This is a genomic window from Streptomyces sp. SCSIO 30461 (assembly GCF_037023745.1).
Classification (GTDB): domain Bacteria; phylum Actinomycetota; class Actinomycetes; order Streptomycetales; family Streptomycetaceae; genus Streptomyces.
On record NZ_CP146101.1, the window covers coordinates 2,872,878 to 2,897,845 of the forward strand.

17 protein-coding genes and 5 pseudogenes are annotated in these 24,968 nt (G+C 66.9%); 14 read left to right on the forward strand and 8 right to left on the reverse strand.

Annotated elements, in window-relative coordinates:
- Positions 1–251 precede the first annotated feature (251 nt).
- A pseudogene (locus V1460_RS12625) lies at positions 252–482 on the reverse strand (IS630 family transposase); the annotation flags it as partial.
- A gap of 129 nt (positions 483–611) precedes the next feature.
- Between V1460_RS12625 and V1460_RS12630 the strand changes: the two are divergent.
- The 3 genes and pseudogenes from V1460_RS12630 to V1460_RS12640 form a co-directional block, all read left to right on the forward strand.
- Positions 612–1,427 carry an FkbM family methyltransferase gene (locus V1460_RS12630; protein ID WP_338673830.1) on the forward strand — a complete coding sequence of 272 codons (816 nt, stop codon included), beginning with the start codon at positions 612–614 and terminating at the stop codon, positions 1,425–1,427.
- 115 nt (positions 1,428–1,542) lie between these two features.
- Positions 1,543–1,659 (forward strand): annotated as a pseudogene (locus V1460_RS12635) (IS5/IS1182 family transposase); the annotation flags it as partial.
- Positions 1,660–1,673: 14 nt separating this feature from the next.
- Positions 1,674–1,826 (forward strand): annotated as a pseudogene (locus tag V1460_RS12640) (IS3 family transposase); the annotation flags it as partial.
- Between the two features lie 245 nt (positions 1,827–2,071).
- Here V1460_RS12640 and tnpC read toward each other — a convergent pair.
- From tnpC to V1460_RS12660, 4 genes and pseudogenes are all read right to left on the reverse strand, one after another.
- On the reverse strand, positions 2,072–3,502 hold the full coding sequence (tnpC, locus tag V1460_RS12645) for an IS66 family transposase (RefSeq protein WP_338673831.1): 1,431 nt from the start codon (positions 3,500–3,502) through the stop codon (positions 2,072–2,074).
- Between the two features lie 256 nt (positions 3,503–3,758).
- Positions 3,759–3,956: pseudogene (locus tag V1460_RS12650) on the reverse strand (CorA family divalent cation transporter); the annotation flags it as partial.
- Between the two features lie 663 nt (positions 3,957–4,619).
- Positions 4,620–4,826 (reverse strand): hypothetical protein, encoded by a 207-nt coding sequence (locus V1460_RS12655; RefSeq protein WP_338673832.1) that lies wholly within the window; start codon positions 4,824–4,826, stop codon positions 4,620–4,622.
- 99 nt (positions 4,827–4,925) lie between these two features.
- Positions 4,926–5,450 carry a hypothetical protein gene (locus V1460_RS12660; protein WP_338673833.1) on the reverse strand — a complete coding sequence of 175 codons (525 nt, stop codon included), beginning with the start codon at positions 5,448–5,450 and terminating at the stop codon, positions 4,926–4,928.
- 479 nt (positions 5,451–5,929) lie between these two features.
- Between V1460_RS12660 and V1460_RS12665 the strand changes: the two genes are divergently transcribed.
- From V1460_RS12665 to V1460_RS12675, 3 genes are read left to right on the forward strand one after another with little or no spacing between them, the layout of a single operon-like run.
- Positions 5,930–7,969, forward strand: a complete 2,040-nt coding sequence (locus tag V1460_RS12665) for a GNAT family N-acetyltransferase (protein WP_338673834.1) — start codon at positions 5,930–5,932, stop codon at positions 7,967–7,969.
- A complete protein-coding gene (locus V1460_RS12670; protein WP_338673835.1) occupies positions 7,966–8,445 on the forward strand; it encodes an ASCH domain-containing protein in 480 nt (159 codons plus the stop codon). Before V1460_RS12665 ends, V1460_RS12670 begins: the two co-directional genes overlap by 4 nt.
- Positions 8,446–8,485: 40 nt before the next feature.
- Entirely contained in the window at positions 8,486–8,698 is a 213-nt protein-coding gene (locus V1460_RS12675; RefSeq protein ID WP_338673836.1) for a hypothetical protein, read from the forward strand.
- Between the two features lie 379 nt (positions 8,699–9,077).
- On the opposite strand, the gene V1460_RS12680 is transcribed toward V1460_RS12675, so the two are convergent.
- Positions 9,078–10,100, reverse strand: coding sequence for a hypothetical protein (locus V1460_RS12680; protein ID WP_338673837.1), 1,023 nt, complete (start codon positions 10,098–10,100; stop codon positions 9,078–9,080).
- Positions 10,101–10,682: 582 nt separating this feature from the next.
- Here V1460_RS12680 and V1460_RS12685 point away from each other — a divergent pair.
- From V1460_RS12685 to V1460_RS12710, 6 genes and pseudogenes are all read left to right on the forward strand, one after another.
- A complete protein-coding gene (locus V1460_RS12685) occupies positions 10,683–11,882 on the forward strand; it encodes a hypothetical protein (RefSeq protein WP_338673838.1) in 1,200 nt (399 codons plus the stop codon).
- A complete protein-coding gene (locus V1460_RS12690) occupies positions 11,883–15,242 on the forward strand; it encodes a hypothetical protein (RefSeq protein WP_338673839.1) in 3,360 nt (1,119 codons plus the stop codon). It abuts the gene before it with no gap.
- Positions 15,243–15,249: 7 nt separating this feature from the next.
- Positions 15,250–17,949 carry an RNaseH domain-containing protein gene (locus V1460_RS12695; RefSeq protein WP_338673840.1) on the forward strand — a complete coding sequence of 900 codons (2,700 nt, stop codon included), beginning with the start codon at positions 15,250–15,252 and terminating at the stop codon, positions 17,947–17,949.
- A gap of 483 nt (positions 17,950–18,432) precedes the next feature.
- A pseudogene (locus tag V1460_RS12700) lies at positions 18,433–18,693 on the forward strand (transposase); the annotation flags it as partial.
- A 65-nt stretch (positions 18,694–18,758) separates the two neighbouring features.
- Positions 18,759–19,993, forward strand: a protein-coding gene (locus V1460_RS12705; protein ID WP_338671464.1) for an IS3 family transposase whose coding sequence is annotated in 2 segments (ribosomal slippage) — positions 18,759–19,038 and positions 19,038–19,993 — 1,236 coding nt in all. Because the reading frame shifts where the segments join, the coding sequence is not laid out codon by codon here.
- Between the two features lie 83 nt (positions 19,994–20,076).
- On the forward strand, positions 20,077–21,021 hold the full coding sequence (locus tag V1460_RS12710) for an IS701 family transposase (RefSeq protein WP_407077612.1): 945 nt from the start codon (positions 20,077–20,079) through the stop codon (positions 21,019–21,021).
- Between the two features lie 72 nt (positions 21,022–21,093).
- Here the strand turns inward: V1460_RS12710 and V1460_RS12715 are convergent, their stop codons facing one another.
- Entirely contained in the window at positions 21,094–22,386 is a 1,293-nt protein-coding gene (locus V1460_RS12715; protein WP_338673841.1) for an ISAs1 family transposase, read from the reverse strand.
- 561 nt (positions 22,387–22,947) lie between these two features.
- On the opposite strand from V1460_RS12715, the gene V1460_RS12720 reads away from it, so the two are divergent.
- Together V1460_RS12720 and V1460_RS12725 are read left to right on the forward strand one after the other, a co-directional pair.
- Positions 22,948–24,183, forward strand: a complete 1,236-nt coding sequence (locus V1460_RS12720; RefSeq protein ID WP_338671806.1) for an IS701 family transposase — start codon at positions 22,948–22,950, stop codon at positions 24,181–24,183.
- Positions 24,173–24,454: a hypothetical protein gene (locus V1460_RS12725; protein WP_338671808.1), complete on the forward strand. Its 282-nt coding sequence runs from the start codon at positions 24,173–24,175 to the stop codon at positions 24,452–24,454. Before V1460_RS12720 ends, V1460_RS12725 begins: the two co-directional genes overlap by 11 nt.
- Positions 24,455–24,500: 46 nt before the next feature.
- Here the strand turns inward: V1460_RS12725 and V1460_RS12730 are convergent, their stop codons facing one another.
- Positions 24,501–24,872 (reverse strand): hypothetical protein, encoded by a 372-nt coding sequence (locus V1460_RS12730; RefSeq protein WP_338673842.1) that lies wholly within the window; start codon positions 24,870–24,872, stop codon positions 24,501–24,503.
- Positions 24,873–24,968 lie beyond the last annotated feature (96 nt).

Consider the following 24,968-nt stretch of genomic DNA (forward strand, 5'->3'; position numbering starts at 1 on the left):
GTCAGGTGTATGGGGTCTCCCCCGGCCCTTGGGGCCGAGGGGACGCAACGCAAGGCGGAGGGTCGCCCTCATGCTGGGCGTATTCGGGCGATTCGACAACGCAGCGTGGGGGCACCTCCCGGCGAAGCCAGGGGGAGTGCCGTAGCTGTCGTCGCGCGCCCGCCGAGGATTACGGGACAGCCCTTAGGTCAATCTGCCGGACGATAGGGAGGCTGGTCGCGCCCAGTGAAATGGAATTTGTGACTCTCGAGCTAGTGTCCTGAGTCGGTAGTTCGTGTGCAGTATGCGGCCAGGTTTTCGAGGATCTCGTCTGCGGTCTTGGTCCACACGAACGGCTTGGGGTTCTTGTTCCACTCGTTGGTTCAGCGGCGGATGTCCCGATCCACCTCGACGACGCTGCGGTGGGCCGATCAGCGGAGTTTGCAGCAGGTCAGCTCGGCGAACCAGCGCTCGACAAGATTGAGCCAGGAGGCGGAGGTGGGGGCGCAACCAGCCTCGCAGCACCCCGCGTTCACGGTCGGGACTCCAACGGCAACGGCTTCGGACCCGGCATTCCTCAACCCTACAATCACCAACGATTACCGACTCAGGACACTAGGAGGGCGATGTGAATGCACGTCGATCCGGATCGAATAGCGGGCGATAGCCCGGACGAGGTGGAGTTTCTTTATCGTGAAATCTTCACGCGGCGGACCTATCTACGCTACGGGTTGATGCTGCCGAATGGTTCCGTCGTTTTCGACGTCGGAGCGAACGTCGGGATCTTCTCCCTCTTCGTGCACGCGGTGTGCCCGACGGCATCGGTATTTGCGTTCGAACCGCTCCCTCCTGCGTTCGCAAATTTGCGGCACAACCTGGGCGTATATGGAGTGCGGGCACGCCTCTTCAACCACGGACTGTCCGACTCCGACCAGGAGGTTCCGTTTCTTTACTACCCACGTCACTCAGCCTTGTCCACACGCGCCATATATGCCGATGAGCCCACAGACAGGGATATCGTCCAGCGCACGGTCGAGGGCAGGAAACGCCGGACCGGCGACACGGGGGCACGGCCCGTTGCGGCGGAGGAACTCGCGGGGCCACCTCTGGCGTCGGAGGAGTACGTCTGCCGACAGCGCCCCCTGTCCGACGTGATCGACGAGCAGGGCATAGAACGCATCGACATGCTGAAGATCGACGTTCAGCGGTCGGAGCTGGACGTGTTGCAAGGCATTCGAGAACGTCACTGGCCTCTGATCCTACAAGTGGCAGCAGAGATCCATGACGGGCCCGGACTTCCGACTTGGGGGCGCCTCGGCACGGTCATCACCCTGCTCATCGGTCATGGATTCCAGGTTACGGCTGCTCAGGAACCAGATTTCGTGGGAACCGACCGCTACATGGTGTACGCCTCTCGAACATTGGCGTCCCATGAAGTTTCCCCGTGATCGTGGACACTCGTTCGTTATGTCGCGAGGTCGCGTTGGTGCCGCTGTCGGGTCTCGGCTGCGGTGAGGTAAAGGTTGTCCCGTAACTGCTGGTCACAGGTGAGATGATCTTGGTGTGGCTGGTGTGATCACGGCGTCGGAGTCGTCCCGGATAGTCCCGTTCGCCGGGCTGAGCCCGCGTGCCTTCGGGAAGCTGGTGACGGTGCTGCGGCGCGAGGGTGCGGACGCGGTCTGAGGCGACCCCCGCAGGGGCTGAAGGGGGAAACGATGCACCAACGGCGGTTCTCGACGATGCGCCAGGCGCGGCTGGAGATCTTCCAGTGGCTCACCTACTGCAACGCCCGCAGACGCCATAGAGCCCTCAACTACCTCTCACCAGCCGAATTCGAACAGCAATAGCAGAGAACACGTACACTCACACTCGCAGCATGAACCCTCGTGTCCACACTCCGGGGGACGCCTCAGTGCCCGACTGCCCCCTCCGAAGCCTCGTCACGGCGTGACCAACGGGCGGCACAGCAACCCTGCTGTGCCGCCCGATTCATGACGCTCTGTGATTGTGGTCCGGTGAAGGTGCGGGCCTTTCACCGTTAAGCATTCAGGAGGAATGCGGTTGGCCGGTAACGGTATGTGAGACGTGCTGGTCAGGCGGCTTGCTCGATCGGGGGCATCCAGAGGTTTTCGGTGAAGGCGCGGTGGATGGCCTTGAAGGCGCTCAGCCCGTGTTTGCGGGCGGAGTCGAGGTAGGAGCGCACAGCGAGCCAGGCCCTCGCACCGGTCTCGGACTGGTGACAGCCGGAGATCTTCAGCTGGGTCTTGACCGGTCGCAGCGCCCGCTCGCCGCAGTTGTTGGTGAAGGGCACATGCCGGGGGTCGTCTGCGAAGTGCAGGACTGAGTGGGCCGGGTCCCGCAGCCGTTCGAGCAGGCTGCGGCCCGGGGACTGTTTGCGGCCCGGCGCTCGGGGGTGCTCGGAGAGTCCGACGGTGATGCCCTGGTGGAAGGCGTCCAGGTGCAGCAGCAGGGCCTCGGGGGTGATCTCCCCGATCTCACCGGTACGTACACGCGTCGCCTGGGTGTTCAGCCCGGCCAGGGCCCACCGGATCTGCTGGTGCCATTTCTGGTGGGGAAAGTCCTCTTCGGCGGCGGTCAGTTCACGGATCGGATGGGCGCCGCACAACGGGTGGGTGCGGTGCGGGTAGCCCGCATACAGGGACAGCGAGTCGTGGACCAGGACGCCGCGGTAGTTGGGCAGCACCCCGCCCGCGTCGGCACCGGCGCGTGAACGCGGGGCGAGGTGGAGCAGGGTGAGGAAGTCGGTGCAGGCCACGTGCAGCCGGCGCCGCAACGAGCCGATACGGGTGGTGGTCTCGTCCGCGTGCAGGATGTGCCCCATCACCAGCAAGGCCCTGATCAGGTTCACGGAGTCCGCGACCAGGTCGGCGGCCTCGGGAAGAAGACAGGCCACCCAGCCGGTGGAGACCTCCGCCCCGGTCACGTCCTTGATCAGCTGCGCGGTCCGCTCGACGGGAATGTGCTGGAAAACCAGCAGGTAGACGGCGAGCGCGCGCAGGTTCGGACCGTAGGAGGACGGGGACCCGGCGATATGCCCGGGCATCGGCTGGGCGGTGACCGTGCCGCAGGCACACCGGCAGCGGTGGGCCCGGTGCTCGGTGATCTTTACCGTGGACAGGGGGATGTCCCGGACCTGGCGCCGCTCGAAGCTGACGCTGTCGCTCTGGTCCAGTGTGCTTCCGCAGCCGCTGCAGGCCGCCGGGACATGGTCCTCGGTGGCGTCGGGCTTGTCGGTCATGGCCAGGCCCGACCCGTCGGCGCCGGGCTGACGGCCTCGCTTGCGTCCACTCCTGGGCTGCGGCTTCTTCTCCGGCCGCCCGAAGGTGTCCGAGGAGGGCGGCATCGAGGAGTTGCCCGAGTTCCGGCCAAGACGCCGCTCCAGCTCCGCCACCCGAGCGGTCAACCGCTCGTTGGCCACCGCGAGTTCGGCCGCCTGCACCTCTGCCGCTTCAACCCGCGCCTCTGCGGCCGCCACCTGCCGCTGGAGCAATCCGATCAGCACGAGGAGATCCTCACACGACGCAGACTCCAGAGCAGACGACATGACCCCGGATCCTGCCGCACCCGCCCCGCACCTGTCACATCATCAGGAGACGGACGCACGAACAACCTTCTGAATGCTTACCTTTCACCGGCCTCCGCAACCGTGGCCGCGCAGAGGCCAGCTCGTACGGCGCGCGGCGCATTCTCCCCAGAGGGCTTGCAGAGTCGTTTCATGGTGTTCGCATGTGTAAAGTTAGGCTATGTTCGGTCGGCTGCTAGAGCCAGTCGCGGCGCTTGAAGACGAAGTACAGGCTGATGCAGACCACGCCCATCAGGCCGATGGCCAGGGGATATCCGAAACCCCAGTGCAACTCCGGCATGTTCCGGAAGTTCATGCCGTAGACCGTTCCCACCAGTGTGGGTGCGAACAGAATGGCCGCCCACGAGGAGATCTTCTTGAAGTTGTCTACCTGGTGGCGCTGACCTGCATCGATACGGCCGTACCCACCCCTGAACTGCGCAGATGCGTCTTTCAGCGTCTTTCGGGATCGTGCTGCGTTACGCGGTCGATTCTCCCCACGCGCTCCCCAGGTCCGTCGATACTCCCCAGACTCTCCCCAGAAAGTGTCGTTGCGGCGGGCTGCGGTGGCACGGGAGGTCATGCCACCGGAGGCGCCGCCAAGGGCACGCTGAGTGACTGTCTGCGAGGGCAGGGCAGAAGCCTGGCGCCGAGCGGTCGAGCGCAAGGCATGAGTCTGACGCTGCTTGAGCAGGGTTCAAGTTCGAACCCGCCCCGCCGGAAGCCGACGTCTGTCCGATGACCCACCACGTGGAGTGTGTCGCCCTCCTCGAACCGGCCGCGAAGGGCTCCTGACCTGCGGTTTTACCCGTGCACATTATGTGCGTTGTGGGCGTTGTGGGCGATATCTTGACGCTGAAATGACGCTCGTGACGCTCGTTCTGACGGGGTGTCACCTGACTGATCGTGCAGGGGCTCGCTGGCTGGGAGGTGCGCTCCCGAGGACTGGCTTTGCGGGACCTTGAAGAGAATTCCGCCGGGTTCCGGCGCCGCTGATTGCGGCGGCAGGCGCGCTGCCGCCGTACTTCGGCGGGCCGGACGTGTGGCGGAGAGGCGCTCAGAAGGTGGGGCCGTAGGGGCTCCAGTGCCCGAGGAAGGGCTTCAGGTCGTCGGGGCGTGGCTCGGGAATGTCGGGCAGCCGGGGCGGTGTGTTCAGTGGGTCGAGGCGCTCCACGCGGGCTGCTGCCCAGTCGATCCAGGCTTCGGCTTCGGTCCTGGTCTGGCCTGGGGGCATGGCCTCGCCCCGGGTGCGTACGGCGCTCACGTACTCCGTCAGTCGAGCGGCGTGGCGCCATGTCGCTTGCCGTCAGCTCGGCCTCCGTGAGCTACTGGCGAGTCAGCCCGGTGGCATCGGGCGGGGCCTTCAGTGACTGAGCTTCGCGCGCAAGCGTTCGTTCTCCTTCTCGAGGGTCGCAACGCGTCGTTCGAGTTCGGCTCGTGTCGGCTTCTTCGGGGGCGGCGGAGGTCGGGTTTCTGTTGCTTCCGGTGGCTCGCCACGCAGTCCGATGGGTTCGAAGGCCACGATTGTTTGCCGGTCTTCCCCGCACTCAGAGCATCGTCTGCCGTATGACCCGGCCGAGAGGGGGTCGGTGTACGTGTAGTGCGCCTCCGTCTCGATGATGTGGCCGCAGTACAGCCGGACACGCCACCGCATGATCTCGTGGTCGGCCTTCTTGAAGGACTGCATCAGCTTCGCGACGTTCTCGAACGCCTGGCGGCGACGCTCCGCCCTTGCCGGGTCTGCCCGGCATTTGGCGTCGTCCTCCTCGACCTGACGCCGAACCGACTCGCTGATCTCCTCGCTCTGCTTCTGACGGCGGTGGTCCCCGCGGGTGAGTTCGTACTCCTCCAGCGGAACCCCGCTGCTCCGGTACTCGGCTTGGCGCATGACGGCCAGCGTAGAAGCGGGGTCCACACGGCCGCGGAGAGGAACGGTCTTGGTCAACCAAATTGCGGATTCTGCCCATGAGTGACCGTCGGGGCGCGTACTGGCCCAGAGAGTCCGGCCACCGCAGAGCTGTGGACGGTTGATCGGATTCGCGGTCACAGGAGTCGCTGGGGGCTGTGTCGCTTGCGCTCCGAGGCCAGCCCCGGGGGCTCGCGTGATGCGGCGGTGAGAGCCGCTCTGAAGTGGGCCATGGCTGCGGCCGGCGAGCAACCGCCGGTGCTGGTCAGGCCGCCGCCAGGCGCGAACTTCACCACTGCCCGCCAACCCGCCCGCACGAAACAAGAGCAGATGACTTTCCGCCAGTCAGCCGGTTTTCATCAATCAGTGGCTCGGCACTGACGCTGTTGGGCAGTATGCCGTCCTGGGGCATTGTCGGTTGAGAGAACCGGAGGGGGAACATGGCGATCAGAGTGCTGCCGGTGTCTGCGGAACAGTCGGAGCTGCTGGGCGCGGTTATCGCTTTGGGCGACCGATACACGAAGTATCTGGGTCTGCTCACGCCACCTGCCTACCGTAAGCACGCCGAGGACGACGGCCTGCTGGTGGCCGTGCATAACGAGGAGGTCGTCGGTTACGCCCTCTTCGGGCTGCCTAAGCGGAGTCTGTATGTGCGTCTTGCGCATTTGTGCGTGGCCGAGGAGCACCGAGGCAAGGGTGTTGCTCGTGAGCTGATCGAGGCGATCCGCGTGCGGCACGCTCATCGGCTCGGTATTCGTGCGAAGTGCCGGCGCGACTACGGGCTCAGCGGCATGTGGACAGCGCTGGGCTTTGTTCCCAAGGGTGAGAGCCTGGGGCGGGGTAAAGACAAGGAGACGCTGGACACGTGGTGGCTCGACCTGGGCCACGAGGATCTGTTCACCGAGGCCCAGAGTGATGCGCTGCTGGTGGTGACCGTCGACCATGGCGTGTTCGCCGGGCTGCGCGGTACGGGAGCGGAGCGCGCTGTTGAGGAGTCGCGTGCTCTCGAAGCGGGATGGCTCGCCGACCTGATGGAGCTCGCGTTCACGCCACAGCTTCTGCACGATGTGCGTGATGTCGAGGAGCGTGAGGCGCGCAACCATCAGCGTGCGGGGCTTGTCGAGTTGCGGTCACTGTCTCCCGACAGTGCTGCCGTGGCCATCCGCTTGGAGGAGCTGGCTGCGGCAGCGAGGAAGGAGCTGCCTGATGTCCCCCTCGACGGTCGGCAGCGCGCCCGCTTGCGCTACGTGGCCGAGACGTCGTGTGCCGGCCTCCAGGTGCTGGTGACGCGCGATCCCGCACTGGCGGCTCTTGCCGATATCGCCTGGGACGTTGCAAGGGTCAAGGTCGTCTCCCCGGCCGTGGTCACGCTGCATGTGGACGAACTGCGCCAGGCCCAGGTGTACCGTCCTGCGGATCTCATGGGCACTGCCTTCTCCGCCGAGGAGATCGCGTCAGGCAGTGAAGGAGAGCTGGTCGCCTTCTTCGACCAAGCCGAGGGCGACCGTGGAACGGCCTTCGCGGAGCGTCTGAAAAGCCTCGCCAATGACGGGGTGCTGTGGCGCAGGGAGCTGCTTCGGGACGGAGAGGGGCATCCGGTAGCCCTCTACGTCTGGGCCATGGACGGCCGCACCCTGAACGTCGCGTTCCTCCGCACGGCATCGCACCCGCTGGAGGAGACACTTGCACGGCAACTGCTGTTCATGCTCAAGCGGCTCGGCCGAGAGCGAGGGGCGCAGGCGGTCCGTATCACCGATCCGTTCCTGTCGCCGACGGCGATGGCGGCTGCCGGCACCGACGGCTTCACCGAGGACGAGAGAGGCTTCACCGCACTCTTGGTCGACGTCTGCGGACCTGCCGAAGCCGTCTCGGCGAAGGCCGCGGAGATCGCGGGACGCATGACGCGGTCGACACCACGGCTAGATGATCGCGTGTCGCCCGAGATCGCGAGCATGGCCGAGCGGGTGTGGTGGCCGGCCAAACTGATCGACACGGCCCTGCCCTCCTTCATCGCGCCCATCAAGCCGCGCTGGTCCACGGAGCTCTTCGACGTTCCGGCCATGCTCGTTCCCCGGGACGACGTACTGGGCATCAGCCGCGAGCACGTCTACTACCGCTCGTCCGGGCACCGGGGAGAGAGCGTTCCCGCCCGGATCCTGTGGTACGTCAGCGAGGGGACTTCCGGGCAGCAGGGCAAGATGGTCATCGGTTGCTCGCGCCTCGACGAGGTGGTCATCGATGACCCTGACACCCTCTTCTCGCGATTCGAACACCTGGGCGTATATGGTCACGCCGAAGTGCGTGCCGCAGCCGATGTGTCGGGCAAGGCCATGGCGTTGAGGTTTTCGGACACGGAGATCTTTCCCGTACAGGTGACGCATGCACGAGTGATCGCGTTGGCCAAGGGGCTGGGGCTACGGTGGGTACCGCCGATGCAGCTGTCGAAGATCAGCAACGCGCTGTTCCAGGCCATGTACGAAGAGGGGCACCGAAAGACGTGAGTGATCCGGAGCGCGCGATGCTGCTGTCCGTCCACCCTCGGTTTGCCACGGCGATCCTGGCTGGGACCAAGACGGTCGAGGTCCGCCGGCAGCGCGTCGCCGCCCCACCGGGGACTCCCGTGCTCCTGTACGCGACCGCGCCCACGATGGCCATCGTGGGCATGGCGCGGATCGTCTCGGTCCAAGTGGCCTCCCCTCGGGAGGTCTGGTCCGCGAGCCGCACGTCCGCCGGGATCAGTCGGCGTGAGTATGACGAGTACATGAGTGGAGCTACGCAGGCCAGCGGTCTGTCACTCGAAGAACCGATCACCTTCGAGACCCCGGTACCCCTGGCCGCGCTGCGAGCCTCCGGATCGTTCCATCCGCCGCAGAGCTACCGATACTTGACCGGTGAAGACCTCCGGAAGGTCGCTGAGGCGGCACCGGTGACCGGGGCGGCGCTTCAGGGCGCATTGAACGACCTGGCGCTGGCGTAGGTCTGCTCAGGGCTTGCGTTGAGCAGCAGGGCCAAGAGCGTTGCCAACCCCACGCCGGAGCCGATGGCCCCGACCAGCAGGCAGCCGGCCCTTCGTCCTGCTCGCCACCACATTCACCCTCTCCGGCTTCGCCATGTACGCCGCCGTCATCGGGCTCGTACCGCTCCTCGAACAGCGCGGCGCGAGCCCGACCACAGCCGCGTGGGCACTCGGCCTCGGCGGCGCCTGCCAGGCCCTCGGCCGCACCCTCTAGGCCACCCTCGCCACCTGCACACCGTCACCACCCGAACCGCCGCCCTGATCGCCCTCGGCGGCACCACCACGACCCTCGCACTGGTCCAGGGCCCGATCCCACTCCTCGTCGTGCTCTCCGTCCTCGTAGGAGTCGTACGGGCAACCGCACCCTCCTCCAGGCCACCGCCCTCATCGACCGCTGGGGGACCACCCACTACGGCCGTCTCTCCGCCTCCTCACAGCCCCGGCCGCGTCGCCGCCGCCCTCACCCCCTTGGGCCGGAGCCGCCCTCGCCGGCGCGCTCGGCGGTTATGCCGGACTGTTCCTCGCCCTGAGCGGAAGCTCCTTCGCGGCAGCCATCCTGGCGACAAGAACCGCTCCGCGAGAGAAGGTCGGGCCTACCGGGGTCTGATGTCCACGAGCGCTCGACACAGCGCGGTGGCATCGCCGACCGCCTCCCTGCAGTCGGCATCCGAGATCACGAGCCGTTGGCCGACAGAGGTTCTGGAAGCGGGCACCCGGCGCAGGTACTTCTCGTCGACGACACCGTCGTTGTGGGTGAAGACATGGCGAGCCGCCCAGGTCCGGAGCAGCCGCTGCCAGGCGGACGACCCCACCGGACCGCGTACGTCAGGGAAGCCAGCCGAGACAAGGAGGTCTGCCATGTCGTCCAGCCGTTGGAAGATGCTCCCCTTGCCACGCAGCCGCTCTTCCGCGTCCGTGACGTGCTCATGGAACACCGAGGAGCCGAGTGCCTCTACGACACCCACGACGTTCTCGATCGTGTCGACCCAACTGCGGGTGAACACGCCTTGCTCGCGCAGTGCGGCCTGGATTTCGTCGGGCAGCGAGGCCAGTGCGTCGAGACGGGCGGTCTCCGCCTGCAGGGCGTCGAAGGCGACGATGGCCGCCGGCAGCCGACCGCACGAGGGGCAGTAGCGGTGCTCGCCGAAGACTCCGTAGCGGATCTCGCATCCCGCGCACGTCCGCGTACGCGCGAGCCGCTCTTCGTCGATCTCGGGCAGGGGGCGGGGATACCGGGGGCGGCTACGGAACGACACCGAGACGTGGCCACGACGTGAGGAGTTCCGCGTCTTGCGGAGCGTTCTCGTGAGACCCTGATGCACGATCTGCGCACCCAGAGCTCGCGCCGCTTCCATGGCTCGCTCGCGTTGCTGGTCGGTCCAGAAGTCCCCGTGGTCCGCGTTGTGGCCGCAATACACGCACCAGAGCCGAAGCTCATCGGGTAGGGCCGCGTAGTCGTCGCCGTGGACGCGGAAGAGCATCGAGCACTCCGGGCACTGGCGCCCGAAGAACCCATCCGCGTCGGACGGAATGCTGACGCTCACCTTGTACTGGTCTCCCTGGCGGTCGGTGATCCTTGCACCGTCCGGCATGGGGAACGGAGAGTTTTCCCACATGAGTTGATTGTGTACGAGGGCACTGACAATGGGGCTGCTGATCGGCCAGGGGCAAGGCCCAATGGTCAGGCGATGAAAAGCGATCCCAGGCACGGCCCGCAGGCTTCTGTTGCGTCCGGACGCCGACCATGCTGGGGCCGCAGGCGCCCGGGCGAGGTAGTTTCATCTCCCGGACGAAGCCGGCCGGGTGCCTCAGTTGAACGCCAGCTCGCGGAACGCGTTGCGGACGTAGGTCTCGACCACACCACAGCCCCGGCACGGGCCGCTTCGGCATGTGGATCTCTCCCACGAAGGACCGGTGGGCGGTGCTGCTGACAAACGAGCTCTACTACCTCCGCGACAACCAACCGCTGTGTTCGGCCAGGTAGCCAGGATGAATGTCGAGGTGCGTATGCCATAACTGCGTCAACGCAGCTAAGAGGCGGCTGGCATCGATCGGGTGACAGGCTCGCTCCGCTGGTGGCGTGGTCACCCTAAGCCTGACATGGCGACACGGGGTTCTAACTCCGTGTCACGTTGGCGGACCTGTTGATCACGTGTGGTTACTATCCGTCGCGAGAATGGCCATCGAGGGGACAGAACGTGCTCTTTGGGGACGTCGGGACGGACGCATCGCGGTCGGCGCGCCTGGCGCAGGTGTCTTCTGACCTGTCGGACGATTACATGACCGTGCAACTGCTGGCGGCTGGGCTCGCGCGCATCCAGATGGACCAGCACGGAGCGCTGTGGAGTACTCCATTGCTCGGCGTGGGGAGCGTGGGCCTGCCCTCGGCATGGAACGCCGGTCTGAACCGTCTGTGGTGGCGGGCCCTGGAGAGCGGGATGGCTCAGCTGCCCACCCACATGGACGTTTTCGCCTGGTGCACGCGGCCGCTCGGGCAGTGGCCGCTAGTCCTGGGGATTAGCGAGAGCGACAGGGGGCTCCGGCTCGTGGAGGACGGCCGCCCCTCGGCGTTCGCCGACGAGGCCGCTCGGTTGGCCATGGCCAAGGATCCCGAGGCCGAACTGGTTGAGAACCGTTCCTTCGAGCTCCTCATGTCCACGGCTGATCGCAACGCCGGCAACGAAGCCAAGGTGCAGGAGAACTATGTGGGGCTGCGCGGCTTCCTGATCGACAATGCGGTTGCCTCCGATCTGGATCTCGCGGCTCTGATTCGACGCTTTCCGGCGAAGAATTCCCACGGCCAGCCGTGGGTGAAGGAGTGGTTTCTGCACGCCTATCAGCATCGTCCAGCCCCAGGGCCGACGGCGCTGGACGTGTGCGACGGATGCGACAACCCACTGCTGCCGGACAAGCATGTGCTCTGTGGCACTCCGGGGTGCGTTGGCAAGGCTGCACGGCGGACCGTGGAGACGATGTCCGAGCTGTATGTACAGCGCCAGGCCGTTCGCCGCTTCTTCCATGATCCGGGCTTGGCAGAGCGCCGAGTCTTCGATGCGGTACGGCCTGCGCTGGGGAAGCTCGTGTACCCGTGGTGGTGCATGGACGCTGTGGACTTGGCGATCGACTGGGACGGCACCGGCCGCATCGGAGAGGGCGAGTGGTGGGCCGCCGATGTGAAGGATCACGCAAGCGCCGCGCTGCTGGGGCGGAACTTCCGCTGGGACCGGCGGGCTGACGCGCGCCGCCGCTTCCTGGTGCTCGCCCAGCATCGGTTCGATACGCGGGATTACGTCGCCGACCTGGAAGGCGCCATGGACGGCCGGGTACACGGCGTTGAGGTCGTCGGTGAGAGGGACTTCATCGCTGCGGTTCTTCGGCGTGCGTCGGAGCGCGGCTGAATGGCTCGGGATATCTCGGCGTGGAGCGACCGGCTTGAGAAGGAGGCCAAGGCCACGGGCCTGGAGCCGCTGATGCAGCCGCTCGATCTCCGCGTGTTTTTCCGTGTGGAGCTGGGCCTGTACTTCCTGACCGAGTACATGCCGGGGCAGTCGGCCACGGTGCTGCGCAAGGTGCTGGACGGCTATCTGAGCGCGGGCCCGGCCACCGACCCGATGGTGCGCAACCTCCGTCGCCGCATGGGTCCCACGGCCCGAGGCGGGGACTGGAAGGTCCGCCTTAACGAGTACTGCAAACTCCCACCCCATCTGCGGATGTTCGAGCTGGAAGACCCAGAAGCCCGCAGAGTGGTGCATGGCAGTGTCTTCCGTGCGCGGGGCAGCGCAGTGCTTCCTGATAGGGCTGAGGCATACCGGGCCGCGCTGCACGATCCCGTGCCCTACGAGGTGAGCACGGTGCGCGAACCGGCTCCGGCGGGCGCAGTTCTCTGGTTCCGGCGTCACGACGGCAAGAAGGAACGCCTGCGCGTTCCAGACTGGGTTGCCCTGCCGACGACGATGTCGCTCCTGCAGCCCAAGGAACGGCGCACACGGGTGCCGTTCCCGAACGTGACCGACGACGACCTCAAGCAGGCCGCCAAGGAGATGGACCGTCTACTCGAAGGCGATCCGCGGTACTGCGACGAGAACTTCTCCGGCCGACTGGAGAACATGGTCTTCGCGAGAGTCGACGCCGAGGCGGGCGAACTCCGTGACGGACTCGGGGTGTTCGGAATCGACGGTGTGGCTCAGGTCGTCGGTCTGATGAACTCCGGAAAGACCACCTTCAACGACATCCTCGTGAAGATCGCGGCCGATCGCGGCCTCAAGATCGGTTACCTCGTCTCGTCGGTTGGCAACGCCCTGGCGAAGGTTCGCTTCTTCCGGGCCCTCGGTATCCGGGCCGTACCGCTCATCGGCCGCTCCACGCGCGACGAGCATCTGGCGCGGTACTGGGACGACTTGCTGTACGTCGGTGACGGGGAAGATGTGGCGCCGCTGCCGTCACAGGTGGATGCGACCGCGTCGTTCACAACGGACCTGTGTCCCCTGGAGATGCTCCTCGAACCCTCGGGCCCGGTCGCCGAGCCCCTGTCGCCGGAAGACCGTCCCTGTCGGAACGAACTCCGTGTCGTCGGGGCGACGAAGCGCAAGGAGCGGGTGGACTGTCCCCTGCTGCCGGTATGCCCGTTCCAGAACGCCGCGCGTGGCGTGCCCGACGCGCAGGTGTGGGTTACCACGCCTGCCGCACTCCTGGCCAGCGCTGCCGAGCCCGCGGCGTACACAGCCCGTTGGATCACCGCCGTTCAGCATGAGCTGGACCTGCTGGTCGTCGACGAGGCCGACCAGGTCATGAGCCAGTTCGACACGAAGTTCCTGCACCATGAGCCGCTGACTCAGCCGGATGGCTGGAGCAGCCGGATCGCGGTGGCCTGGCACGAAGGTCTCGCGACAACCTGGTACCGGCCCGTGGCCCATAAGCATGGGCAGCGATTTCAGCGGTACGCGACGTACCACTCGCAGGCGCTGGCCGGACTTCTACCCCTGCTGATGCTGCCAGCCGGCGAGACGGCAGAGGCGAGAGAAGCAGCCAAGGAGGCCCTGGCCGAGACCGTGGACGACGGCCCGTTTAGCGGACACACATTGCTGACTCGTCTGGCTCGCCTTCTGCACGGAATCGAGGACCACGCCGAGCGTGGGGAGGATTCGGAACAATGGGAGGCGGCCGAGCAGTACTTCGACGCCTTCTTCGCCGAGCTGACCAACGCGCCGTTCGACGCACCTCCGGGCCACATCGCTGAGTTGATCGACTCCATGACCGCCGGCTACGCCGTCCAGCGCACGGCTCAAGAGGTAGCCGAAGAGTGGCTGACGCAGCATGAACCGCCCAGGGTCCCGGACCGGATGCTCGCCCGCCGAGCAGAACTGGCACGCTTGCTGATCGCCGGCATCTGGGCCGCCCGCGTGACCACGTCGTACTTCGAGCTGTCAGCCATGCAGGAGACCCTCCGAGAGGTGATGCCGCTGTCCATGGGCGGCAGCGTCCTTGCCCATCAGCCCCACCCCGAGCTGCGGGCCCTCGTCCCGGAGTTGCCCATGGGCAACATGATGGCGCTGCAGTGGACACCCAGCCGGAAGAGTAGCGGCGGCTCCCTGGACGTGCTGTGGTTGCGCGGTGTGGGCCGCTGGTTGCTCTATCACCTGCACGACATGTTGGCTTGTGAAGGCGTGGAGGGCCCGCATGTTCTGCTCACCTCCGCGACCAGCTACGACCCGTACTCCGCGCGATACCACATCGACATCCTGCCGTCGCTGATTCTGCGCGAGCCCACGGAATGCGCGGATGCGCTGCGCGCCAGCAGGTTGCTCTTCCGACCACGGAGGCGGCCCGGCCACGAACGGGGCGTGTACGTCTCGGGGGCCGGGGGCCGCCAGGCGCGGCAGAACGCGGTGCGGACCATGACCGACGCCGTGTGCACCCCAGACCCAGGCGCCACCATGTCGCTGCTGGAACAGGCGCTCCAGAGCGCGGACGAGGACCGGCGCCGGGCCCTCTTCGTGGTCCTCAGCGCACAGGACGCAGAGACCAGCGCCCACTACATGAACACCCGCACCACCGTGACGGCCTGCCACGTAGTCCCCGACAGCCAGCCTCCGGGGCCATACGGCCTCGCGCACCGCCGCATCGCGGAATTCCCCACAACTCAGGCGACCGTGATGGTAGCAGCCGAAGGATCTGTAGGCCGCGCGCACAACATGCTCAACGCCCGTGGCGTCGCTGCGATCTACCCCATCTTCTATCTGGCGCGCCTCCACCCGCCACCGGACGACCTGTCCTTTCCTCTGGCGGTACTGAACTCGCAGGCCATGGCCAGACTGCTCGATCCCGTCCGCTGCGACGTACCCGACACCAACCCCACCCAGGAAGTCCGTGCACTCATCCGTAAGGCCCACGCGACTTGGGGCGGAATGATGGACCGCCCGCTGACCTTCCGCACTCTGCCCACCGAAGACCTGCGCCGGGCCTTCGTTGCAGACCAGTTCCACTCCTTCTACCAGACCACCGGCCGCGGAATCCGCGGCAACGTGCCCGTCCGCGTCTACCTGCTCGACGCAGCATTCGCCCCCCGCGCCGCCGACCCGCGCGACTCCGCCCTCGACACGGACCGCACCAGCGTCCTGATCGCCGGCCGGGCACTGATGCGCGAACTCCTTGGCGAGCCGGGACCTGGCGCCGATGCCCAGGCGCGAGTCAAGCACGCGATCCACACAGCCGTGTGGGGACTGCTCGCCAACCTTCTTGAGAACATCGACTGGGGATGACACGACCGTGACCGAAACCGACAGTGACTCCGGCACCAAGAAGCCCGCACCACCTCGTTACGGGAACATCCTGACTCCCGCCTTCACTGCCGTCCCGGACAAAGCACTCCCACTTGCACTCCAGACGGCCCCCTTCCCCCGCTCGCTCCTGCCCCGCCTTCAGCGGGCCTGGAGCAGCAAGCCCAAGAACCGTTCTCCCTATTTGCCGACGCGAGGGCTGCGCGAATTGGTGGAGTGCGTAGGCTCGGGCGTACTCGCCGTCGGCAGCGACCTCGAGGCTGACACCTGGCTACACGCAGTACACCCGCCCGAGAACGAACTGCCCCTGCAGCTTGCCCTGGAAGCGTGGATTGCCACCGAGGTCGCGCCCCACCAAAGCGACGTCGACTGGTTCTCCCTTGTCAAAGCCGCGTTCCCACTGGAATGGACTTCGACCACGCTCGACCTGCTGGGCCACGGCAAGGCTCCCAACGGCACAGCACGGCCCCGTACGCACGTCTACCAGCTCCTCGCGTCCTACCTCGCTACCCAGTGGATCGACAACAAATGGAAGCTTCCCGGGCAGAAGCAGAACGAGACCGCAGTCCTCGGCCCGATCGGAGAGCGCGGCGAACGCAGTGTCTACCTCTGGCCGGCCCGCGAACTCACCGACGACGACGGCGCGTACGGACTGTGGACTCACCAGACCAAATTCCGCGTCAGGACAATGCCGCACGATGATCGGCTCATCATCCGCGTCACCCCGCACATCACCCGCTTCGGTGGCACCACACCCGTCTACATCCCGCGCCGCAACCCGGACAAGCCACCGAGCGCCACCGTCCTTCTCTACACTCCCGACGGGGTGCTCAGTGGCATTGAGAGGGCACAGTTCCTCCGGGCACCTGTCCTGGTCACCGGCCGCGGGGACGACATGGGCTGGCGCTGGACCCCCGGCATCGCCCGCATTGTCCCCTCCCTGCCCACTCCGCACCTGTACCCAGATCCGAATGCCGTCCGCGCCAACCCCCGCGCTCACAACGGGCTGGGCCGTGATGAGAACAGCTCGAAGGATCCCGTCGCACTACTGCTGCACAGCACTGGCTACACGTACCTCCTGGACGAACCAGATGCCGAAACGGGACGCAAGGCCGACGGCCACCCTGCCGAGACGGGTCTGCAGCCGATCGACCATTTGCTTCTGTTCGAGCAGCTGAAAGAAGTGCTGTCCGGTCTGCACCTTGAGCCTGTCGACTCCATTGGCAAGATCCCGCAGCGTCGCGCACCCCGCCTCGAAGCCGCCGTTCCGGGCGCGATGCACCGCCTCGAGCTGGGGCACACCGCCCCCCGCACCTATGAGGCCGTACACCTGGCCCTGACCGGGCTGCTTGGCTACACCCACGCCGATAAGCGGAACGAAGCCGGACGCGAAGTTCACACCTACCGCGGTGACACCGAGATCCAACTGAGTCTGTTCAACCCTGGCACCCTGGTCTCCGGCATGCCCTGGCCGACCGAGAGCACACCGGAAGAACGCAGCGAGACCCGGCGCCGCCACCACGAAGAGCGGACCCGCGCCCTGCGCGAGGCACTCCCGGACGACGGCCAGCTGACCGGCTCACTCATGGAAATCGGCAAGCCCGTCTCCTTCACGGCTGCGCATCAGGACGACCCGAAAGCTCTGCTCAAGAAGGTCCTGCCGACGTTGCGACGTCACGTGCAGTGCCTGCACCCCGTGACCCGTACCGCCAAACCAGACGCTAAGAAGGACGGAGCCAAGCCCTTCCAGGACTCCCAGATCCGTTGCGACGATGTCGAACGCGCCGCTTCCGCGGTACGCGACATCCTCCGGTCCGTAGGACACCTGCCTCTGCTGCCCCGCCCACGGAACATCGTTGGCCCCTTCGAGCTCACCGCCATGCACCTGGCACGCGCACGTGGCGGCCTCGTCCCTGTCCTGCTGCGCGCGACCACGGAAGGCACCACAACCGCCCAACTCGCCCCCACCACCAGCCATCCGCACGAAGCCCCCATGCCCCTGGTCGACCTGCCCCGCGCCTTGGTCGAAGGCCGTGGGCGTATCCGGGCCCGGGACCGTGCGTCCCTCGCCGCCTTTCTCACTCACGCTCTCGCCCTGGACAGCAGCGCCGAACGGCTCTTGGTGGTACGCGCTCAGACGCTGCGCAACTCGGAAATCTGGCCGTGGCTGCAGAACGACTACATCTGCCCTGACGCGATGGTTCCACCGGGCATCGACTGCAGCGCGGTCGATCCCGCCACTCGGCGCACCCCAGCTACCCTGCCTGGCTTGCGTATCGTCCGTATCAACGATGACTCCGACGAGATCCCCCTCGCCTTCGGAATGAACCCGCTGGACGATCCGGAGACAGAGAGCAACGACGATGTTCTCCCCTACGAATGGGGGCGGTACTCCGGGTTGATCCCTTGGAACGATCGCACCTATCTGGCCGTCAACCCTCGCCCGGACACTCATCAGCTGGCCAAGTCCGTCTCGAAGTACTTCGGGGACGACGGCGACCTCACTCGCCACGGGGCCAACCCCACGTCGCTGGAGATCCACGTGTCCTTCAAGCAGCCCGCTGACAAGGCCGTCGATCTCGCTGCCTACGTGAACGGGCTGCGCCGCTGCCACATGCACACCAAAGCGCACACCCGGCTGCCCTACTTGCTGCACCTGGCACGACTCATGGAGGAGTACATCGAGTAGTTGAACCCATTTTCCTGATTTTCAGGGGAAGCTTCACTAGATCTGTCGTCCGCCACGACACTGAGGGGCCACGGTTTTTTTCCTGAGCTGGCCCATGGACCACCGGGTCGATTTCGAGCGCCTGGATGATGGCAGGCTCGGGGCGACGGCTGCGGTCAGGTGCTCTGGGGCCAGCCCAGATTGATCTGTGTGGCCAGCGACTTCACTGCCCACGAGCGGGGCTGAAGCGTGTGCGTTCCGTGGGGTTCCTTGTCGCGAGGCGCCTTTCGACGGATGGGTTGCACGTGGCGGTGGAGTAGCCATCTTTCAGAGAATCCTCGGTTAGTACTCCAGTCTGGTTTCGCGATCTTGCTGCGGACCCGGCTGGGAACGGGTACGGCCACCGCGTGATCATCGGTTGGTGTGTGGACAAACGAAGATCGTGCGGTGGCCGCGGACCATAGGGTAGACCCTGCCCGTTGGCGGGAGATGTTCGACCAGGCCATGGCCCGGATCGCGGGCCGCTTCGGCCGAGTTGAGCCCCGGGCGAGTGCCCGCGCCTATCTGTTCGGGCTGCTGTCGTGTGTCGAGCGGAAGAACTGCTGGCGGCTGGCCGAACAGGCCGGTCATGCGCGGCCGGGGCCGATGCAGCGGCTGCTGCGCTACGCACGCTGGGACGCCGACGCAGTCCGCGACGATGTCCGCGCATACGCTGTCGAACACCTCGGCGCCGACGGCGCGGTGCTGATCGTGGACGAGACCGGTTTCGTGAAGAAGGTGAATCGCCCCGGGTTTGATGGAGACATCGAAGACCCGGAAGGATGCCGATCATGGCTGCTCCCCGTAAGTACCCCGACGAACTGCGTGAACGCGCGACGCGTCTGGCGGTCGAGGCCCGCAAGGACCCGGTCGGCAGGGCCGGGGCGATCAAGCGCATCGCCGACCAGCTGGACGTGCACCCCGAGGCTCTGCGGGGGTGGGTCAAGCGGGCCGAGGCCGACGAGGGCGTCGTGCCAGGGACCACGGGCACAGAGGCCGCCCGGATCGCGGAACTGGAGCGGGAGGTGAAGGAACTGCGACGGGCGAACGCGATACTGAAGTCCGCCTCGGCTTTCTTCGCCGCGGAGCTGGACCGTCCACTGCGATGAAGGTCGCCTACATCGACCAGTACAAGGAGACGTTCGGCGTCCAGCCGATCTGTGACGTCCTCGCCGAGACGGACGCGCCGATCGCGCCGAGCACCTACTACGCCGCTCAGGGCCGTCCGCCGTCGGCCCGCAGCCTGCGCGATGCGGAGCTCACCGAGGAGATACGCCGGATCCACACCGACAACTACGGGGTCTACGGGGCCCGCAAGGTCCATGCCGCTCTGGTCCGCGAGGGACACAAGGTGGCCCGCTGCACCGTCGAACGTCTCATGCGGGCGGCAGGACTTCGCGGAGTGATCCGGGCCAAGAGCCCGCGCACCACCCGGCCCGCTCCCGAGACCGACCGGCCCGCCGACCTGGTCGAGAGGCAGTTCACCGCAACTGCACCGAACCAGCTGTGGGTTGCCGACATCACCTACATCAGAACCTTCTCCGGCTGGGTCTACGCCGCCTTCGTCATCGACGTCTTCTCCCGCATGGTCGTCGGCTGGCAGGTCGCTACCACCCTTTACACCGACCTCGCCCTCGACGCGCTGGAGATGGCGATCTGGCGCCGCCGGCACACCGGCGCCGACCTCACTGGTCTCACGCATCACTCGGACCGCGGCGTTCAATACCGTGCTATCCGCTACACCGAACGCCTCGCGGAAGAGGCTGCTGTGGCTTCGGTCGGCTCACGAGGCGATTCGTATGACAATGCCCTGGCCGAGGCGTTCAACAGCCTCTTCAAGGCCGAACTGATCCGCAACAAGGGACCGTGGACCGGCATCAACGACATCGAGATCGCCGTCGCCGAGTACATCGACTGGTTCAACCAGCGCCGCCTCCACGGCGAGCTCGGCCACATCACCCCGGCCGAGCACGAGGCTGCCTACTCCGCAGCTGAACCCCCTGCGTCACTCCAGAAAACCAGCTAACTCACACTCCACGAAACCCGGGGCTTGACAAGGGCCGGGCTTCGGCGGGCGTTCAGCGGCAGTACACCGGCACCGCCGGGCGCATCGAGAACTCCCAGGTCGGGGTCTTCCTCGCTTACGCCACCGGCCGGGGACGGGCACTGGTCGACCGCCGGCTCTACCTGCCCGAGCAGTCCTGGTGCTCCGATCCCGGGCGCCGCCAGGCGGCTGGCATACCCGACGAGGTCCGGTTCGCGACCAAGCCCAGCCTGGCCTGGGAGATGATCGCCGCCGCGTTGGACGCCGGGGTGGAGGCGCCATGGGTGACCGGCGACGAAGCCTACGGGCAGGACCCACAGCTCCGCGCCGCCCTGGAAGCACGCGGAACCGGATACGTGATGGCCGTCGCCTGCTCGACGCGGGTGCTGATCAACTCAGGCCGCACCGCCGTCCGCGCGGACACCGTCGCCGGACGGTTGCCCGCCGCGGCCTGGCAGCGGCACAGCGCGGGCAACGGCGCGAAAGGCCCGCGCTACCACGACTGGGCCTGGGTCCACATCGGCAGCGGCAACCACCGCCACCTGCTGATCCGCCGCAACCGCACGACCGGTGAACTCGCCTTCTACCTGTGCTGGTCACCCATCCCAGTCACCCTTGCGGAGCTGGTCCGCGTCGCCGGTGTCCGCTGGAGCGTCGAGGAGTGCTTCCAGGCCGCCAAGGGCCAGGTCGGACTCGACCACTACCAAGTCCGCAACTGGACCTCATGGCATCGCCACATCACGCTCGCCATGCTCGCCTTGGCCTTCCTGACCGCCGTCGCCGCCAGCACGGCACCGAAACGGTCCACCCGTCCGCACCGCCCAGCCCGCGACAGCGAAGCCATCTCCTTGACCGTCCCGGAGATCCGCCACCTGTTCACCGTCCTCCTCAGCCCGCCGACCGCGACCGCTGCCAGGCTGCTGCAATGGTCAATCTGGCGCAGACGCCACCAGGCAACAGCCCGACACAGCCACTACCGACGACGTTCCGCCGACGAACCTGCTGGATAGATCACGAAACCGCACTGGAGTATTAGGGGGAACTGGCAGGGCCCCGGCGTTTGCCCGGCTCGTCCGGTTTGATCATGTGATGCCGTAGAGAGTGAGGACGCGGGGGCGGTCGGTATGGGCTCGGCGTCCGGCGGCGGTGTTGACGTATCCGGCGAGCTTGAGCGCGCTGCGGATCAGGTCACGGACGGCCGCGAGTACGGCGGGCGCGTTGCGGGTTCTGACCTGGGACTTGTCCTCGTCGAAGACAACATCGCGGACCCAGTGGACGGTGTTTTCCACCGTCCAGTGCCCGCGAGCCCATGAAGCGATCTCGGTTGCGTTCGCCTCTTCGGCGGGCAGGTCGGTGATGGCGTAGACGGTCTCGCTGGACCACTTCTTCGCGCTGTACAGACGGCGACGGCGCTTGATACGCAGGACCTGGGCCGCGTACGGAAAGAGCAGGCCCGCGACGGTGACGACCTGGACGATCCGCTGCTCGTGGCGGCCGTGCCCTCGCGCGTCGTCGCGGTGGATCACGGGGATGTCCTTCCAGGGCAGGGCATGGAGTTGACGGGCCTGGCCCCGCTGGTTGTTCTTGATGGTCAGCAGGTAGTGGGCGCCGCGTTTGTGCAGGTAGGTGGCGTGGTCACGTTGGGCGTGGAGGGCGTCGGCGGTGACGACGGCCCCGGCGAGGTCGGCGTCGTCGATCTGGTCGAGCAAGGGTTGGAACTCCGGTATTTCGTTGGTCTTCGCGCTGATCTCGCGGGAGGCGAGGGTGGTGCCGTCGCCGTGCCGGACGGCGGAGAGGACGAAGACCCGGCTGCCGTCTGGGCGGCGTGCGCCGCGCAGGCACTTGCCGTCTACTGCGAGGGCCCGGCGTCGGGAGCGCACCGGTTCGGCGAGGACGGCGGACCGGTGCGCGCGGCGCTGTTCGCGTTCGATGCCGCCGTTGGGCATGAGCGGTGTCGGGTGGGGCTGGGCGGACAGCACAGGCCGGAGGTGGTCGTAGCCGGCCGCGCTGATCTCGCCGGGATCCAGACGCCCCAGGACGGTGCGCAGGGTTTTCTCGCTTGGGACCCGGTAGCAGCCGAGGAGCGGGTGGTAGGGCAGGCCGAAGGCGGCCAGTTCCTCGGGGGTGGCACGTTGGCACCACTCCGCTGCCGCGGTGATGGAGTCGTGGCCCGCCGGTGTCATCGCGCAGACCACCAGGGCCAGCAGGGAGGAGAGCCGGTAGCGCACCCCGCAGGCTCCTCGGGGGTCGGTGACCGACTCGAACCCGGCGACCAGGCTGCGGACTTGGTCCCGCACGGCACCTGAGGCGAGGGCCTCCAGGCGGGGCGGAGAAGAGAGGGGAGCAGTGACAGGGGATGATGGAGGAACGAACACGGCACCTTCGTGGATCTTGCAGCGTAGAAACTCCATGATCCACAGGTGCCGTGTTCACCCGCTTCCGGGGCCCGCCACCGCGATCAACAAACTCAAACCGGGATGAGCCAGGCACACGCCGGGGCCCTGACCGGGACCCTTGCGGGGTTTCCACGTTCTGCATGAGCGAGATGCGAGTGGGGTGGGTGCCCTCTCTACCCCGGGACGGCGGTGTTCTCCCGGCTGACTGCTTCTCTCCAGCCGGCGCCTGCCGCTTCTCAGCGGCCAGTCCTGTACCCCGCTGGAACATCCCATCGACGGGGGTCGAAGTTACGAGGCATAGCCAAGGGTTCATTCGCATTCACCCGTCCACTCATTCCCCTTGCCTGTAACTCCCGGATGGAACGGGAATCCTTGGGCTTTTCCCCCGGGCTTCGCACCCTCCCGTTACCAGGAACGCACGCCGGGGCGGGGACAGGCCCTGAACACTGGCCCGGAACTACACCTTCCTCAAACCATTCAGTCGTAGATCGGGGTGCTCGCTGTAGTTCGTCGATCCCCTGTGGCGGGTAACTGCCCTTTATGAAGGCGGAGTTACTGGACATCCCGCCGGTCGTCACGGACCGGGAGTGCGCCGAAGGCGTCGCCGATCGGCTTGAGGACCTGTTGCTAGAGGTCAACGGGATCTTCCCGCGCGTGGATTTGTGGGGCCGGGCCGCCGCGTGCGTCCGTGGCCTGCTGGCCCCGCTGTCGCGCAAGAACGGCTGGCAGATCTCCGAGTACATCGGTGAACCCTCCCCCTGGGGACAGCAGCACCTGCTGGACCGTGCCGTGTGGGATGCGGACCAGCTGCGGGACTTCACCCGCCGCTATGTGGTAGCGGGGCTGGAGGACGGCGGGGTCGGGGCCGGTCCGGGTGGGGCAGGGGTGCTGGTGGTCGACGAGACCGGGTTCGCCAAGCGGGGCCGGGCCTCGGCCGGGGTGGCGAGGCAGTACTCCGGTGCGCTGGGCGGGGTCTTCCCCTGTCAGATCGGGGTGATGGCAGCGTGGGCCACCGGCGCGGGGCAGGCGTTGATCGATCGGGAGCTGTACCTCCCGCGGGAGTGGACGGAGGACCGGCCCCGCTGCCGCGTGGCCAAAATTCCCGACGAGGTCGGCTTCGCGGTCAAGCCACGCCTGGCCGAGCGGATGATCGCCCGGATCCTGCCGGACCTGCCGGCCGGGCGGGTGTGGGTGGCCGCGGACGAGGTCTACGGACGCGACGGCACCTTCCGCCGCACCCTTGAAGAGCACGGACTGCCGTACGTGGTCAATGTCCAGGCCAACCAGAGCGTGCTGCCCCGCCCCGGTTGGCGCCATCTGGCCCGACTCGTGGAGCGGTACGCAGTCGAGGATGAGTGGGTCGACCTGCCCGCCGGCCCCTCCCAGCTGGAGTCGCGGACCTGGCAGTGGTGGGTGCGCAGGATCCCCGCCCCGGACGCCGAGCCCGGAAGCGGCCTCGCTCGCTGGCTGCTGGCCCGGCGCCGCCCCGAGAGTCCCCAGGAGAAGGACTACTACCTGGGCTGGGGGCCGGAGGAGGTACCGGTGGAGGAGCTGGTGCTGGTCCCCGGCGCCCGCTGGCGGGTGGAGGATGCGATCAAACTGGCGAAGTCCGCGGCGGGCATGGCCGACTACGAGGTACGCCACTTCCACGGGTGGTACCGGCATGTGAGCCTGGCCCAGCTGGCCGCCGCGTTCCTGGCGGTGCAGGCCGCCGACCAGCAACGAGGTGACCAGGGCGAGGAAGCCGACGAGGCCCACACAGGGGGTGCGGGCTGACCTCACCAGCCCCGTCGGCTTCGCGGGCATCGTCCCGATCACGCTGACGGCCTTCGAGATCGCCCGCCTCGTGGCGCTGATGACTCCTCGGATTCCGGAGGCGGAGCGGATCCGGCGCGGCCTGCACTGGTCATGGTGGCGACGCTGCCACCAGGCCCTCGCCCGGGCCTGCCACCGGCGCCGCAACCAAGCCCGGGCAAGCGAGAGTACGGCGGCCCGGCCACCACCAATCCCACCCCGAACTACAGCGAGCACCCCGATCTACGACTGAATGGTCAAACACGGCAGCTGTAGATAGCCGCTGGCGTGGTTTCTGATCATGGTGTGGTGTCGGCGTAGGCATGCCATCGCCGGTGGCAGAGGCGGGCGTGATGTTGATGGCGGCGGCGCCAGGTGGACCACCACAGGAGGTGTTCGCGGTCTCGTCGGGGCGGTGGCAGGATCAGGGCCCGTAGCAGGCGGAGGAGTTCGTGGCTGCTGAGGGGGACGAGGTCGGCTTCGGCGGGGTCGTTCCGGGTGGTCTGGGCTGTGCGTTCGAGGGCTGCGGCGGTGGCGAGGAAGGCGTGGGTGACCATGGCGATCACGCTCCAGCGGTGCCAGGAGTTCCAGCAGGTGACCTGGCCTTTGTCGAGGTGGCAGATCTCCTTCGCATCCTGGAAGTCGTCCTCAGTGCGCCACTGGTGAAGCACCCCAAGACGGTTCGAACTTGGCGGAGTTGGCGATAATCCAGGTAGATGCCCTGCTGCGCCTGGTCGCGCTGGTCGATCGGCTGCGGGGGCGAGGCG

Coding starts and splice junctions, on each gene's coding strand:
- V1460_RS12660 (WP_338673833.1), bottom strand. CDS start 5,450: ATGCGCCAAGCCGAGTACCGGAGCAGCGGGGTTCCGCTGGAGGAGTAC.
- V1460_RS12690 (WP_338673839.1), top strand. CDS start 11,883: ATGGCTCGGGATATCTCGGCGTGGAGCGACCGGCTTGAGAAGGAGGCC.
- V1460_RS12680 (WP_338673837.1), bottom strand. CDS start 10,100: ATGTGGGAAAACTCTCCGTTCCCCATGCCGGACGGTGCAAGGATCACC.
- V1460_RS12720 (WP_338671806.1), top strand. CDS start 22,948: ATGAAGGCGGAGTTACTGGACATCCCGCCGGTCGTCACGGACCGGGAG.
- V1460_RS12630 (WP_338673830.1), top strand. CDS start 612: ATGCACGTCGATCCGGATCGAATAGCGGGCGATAGCCCGGACGAGGTG.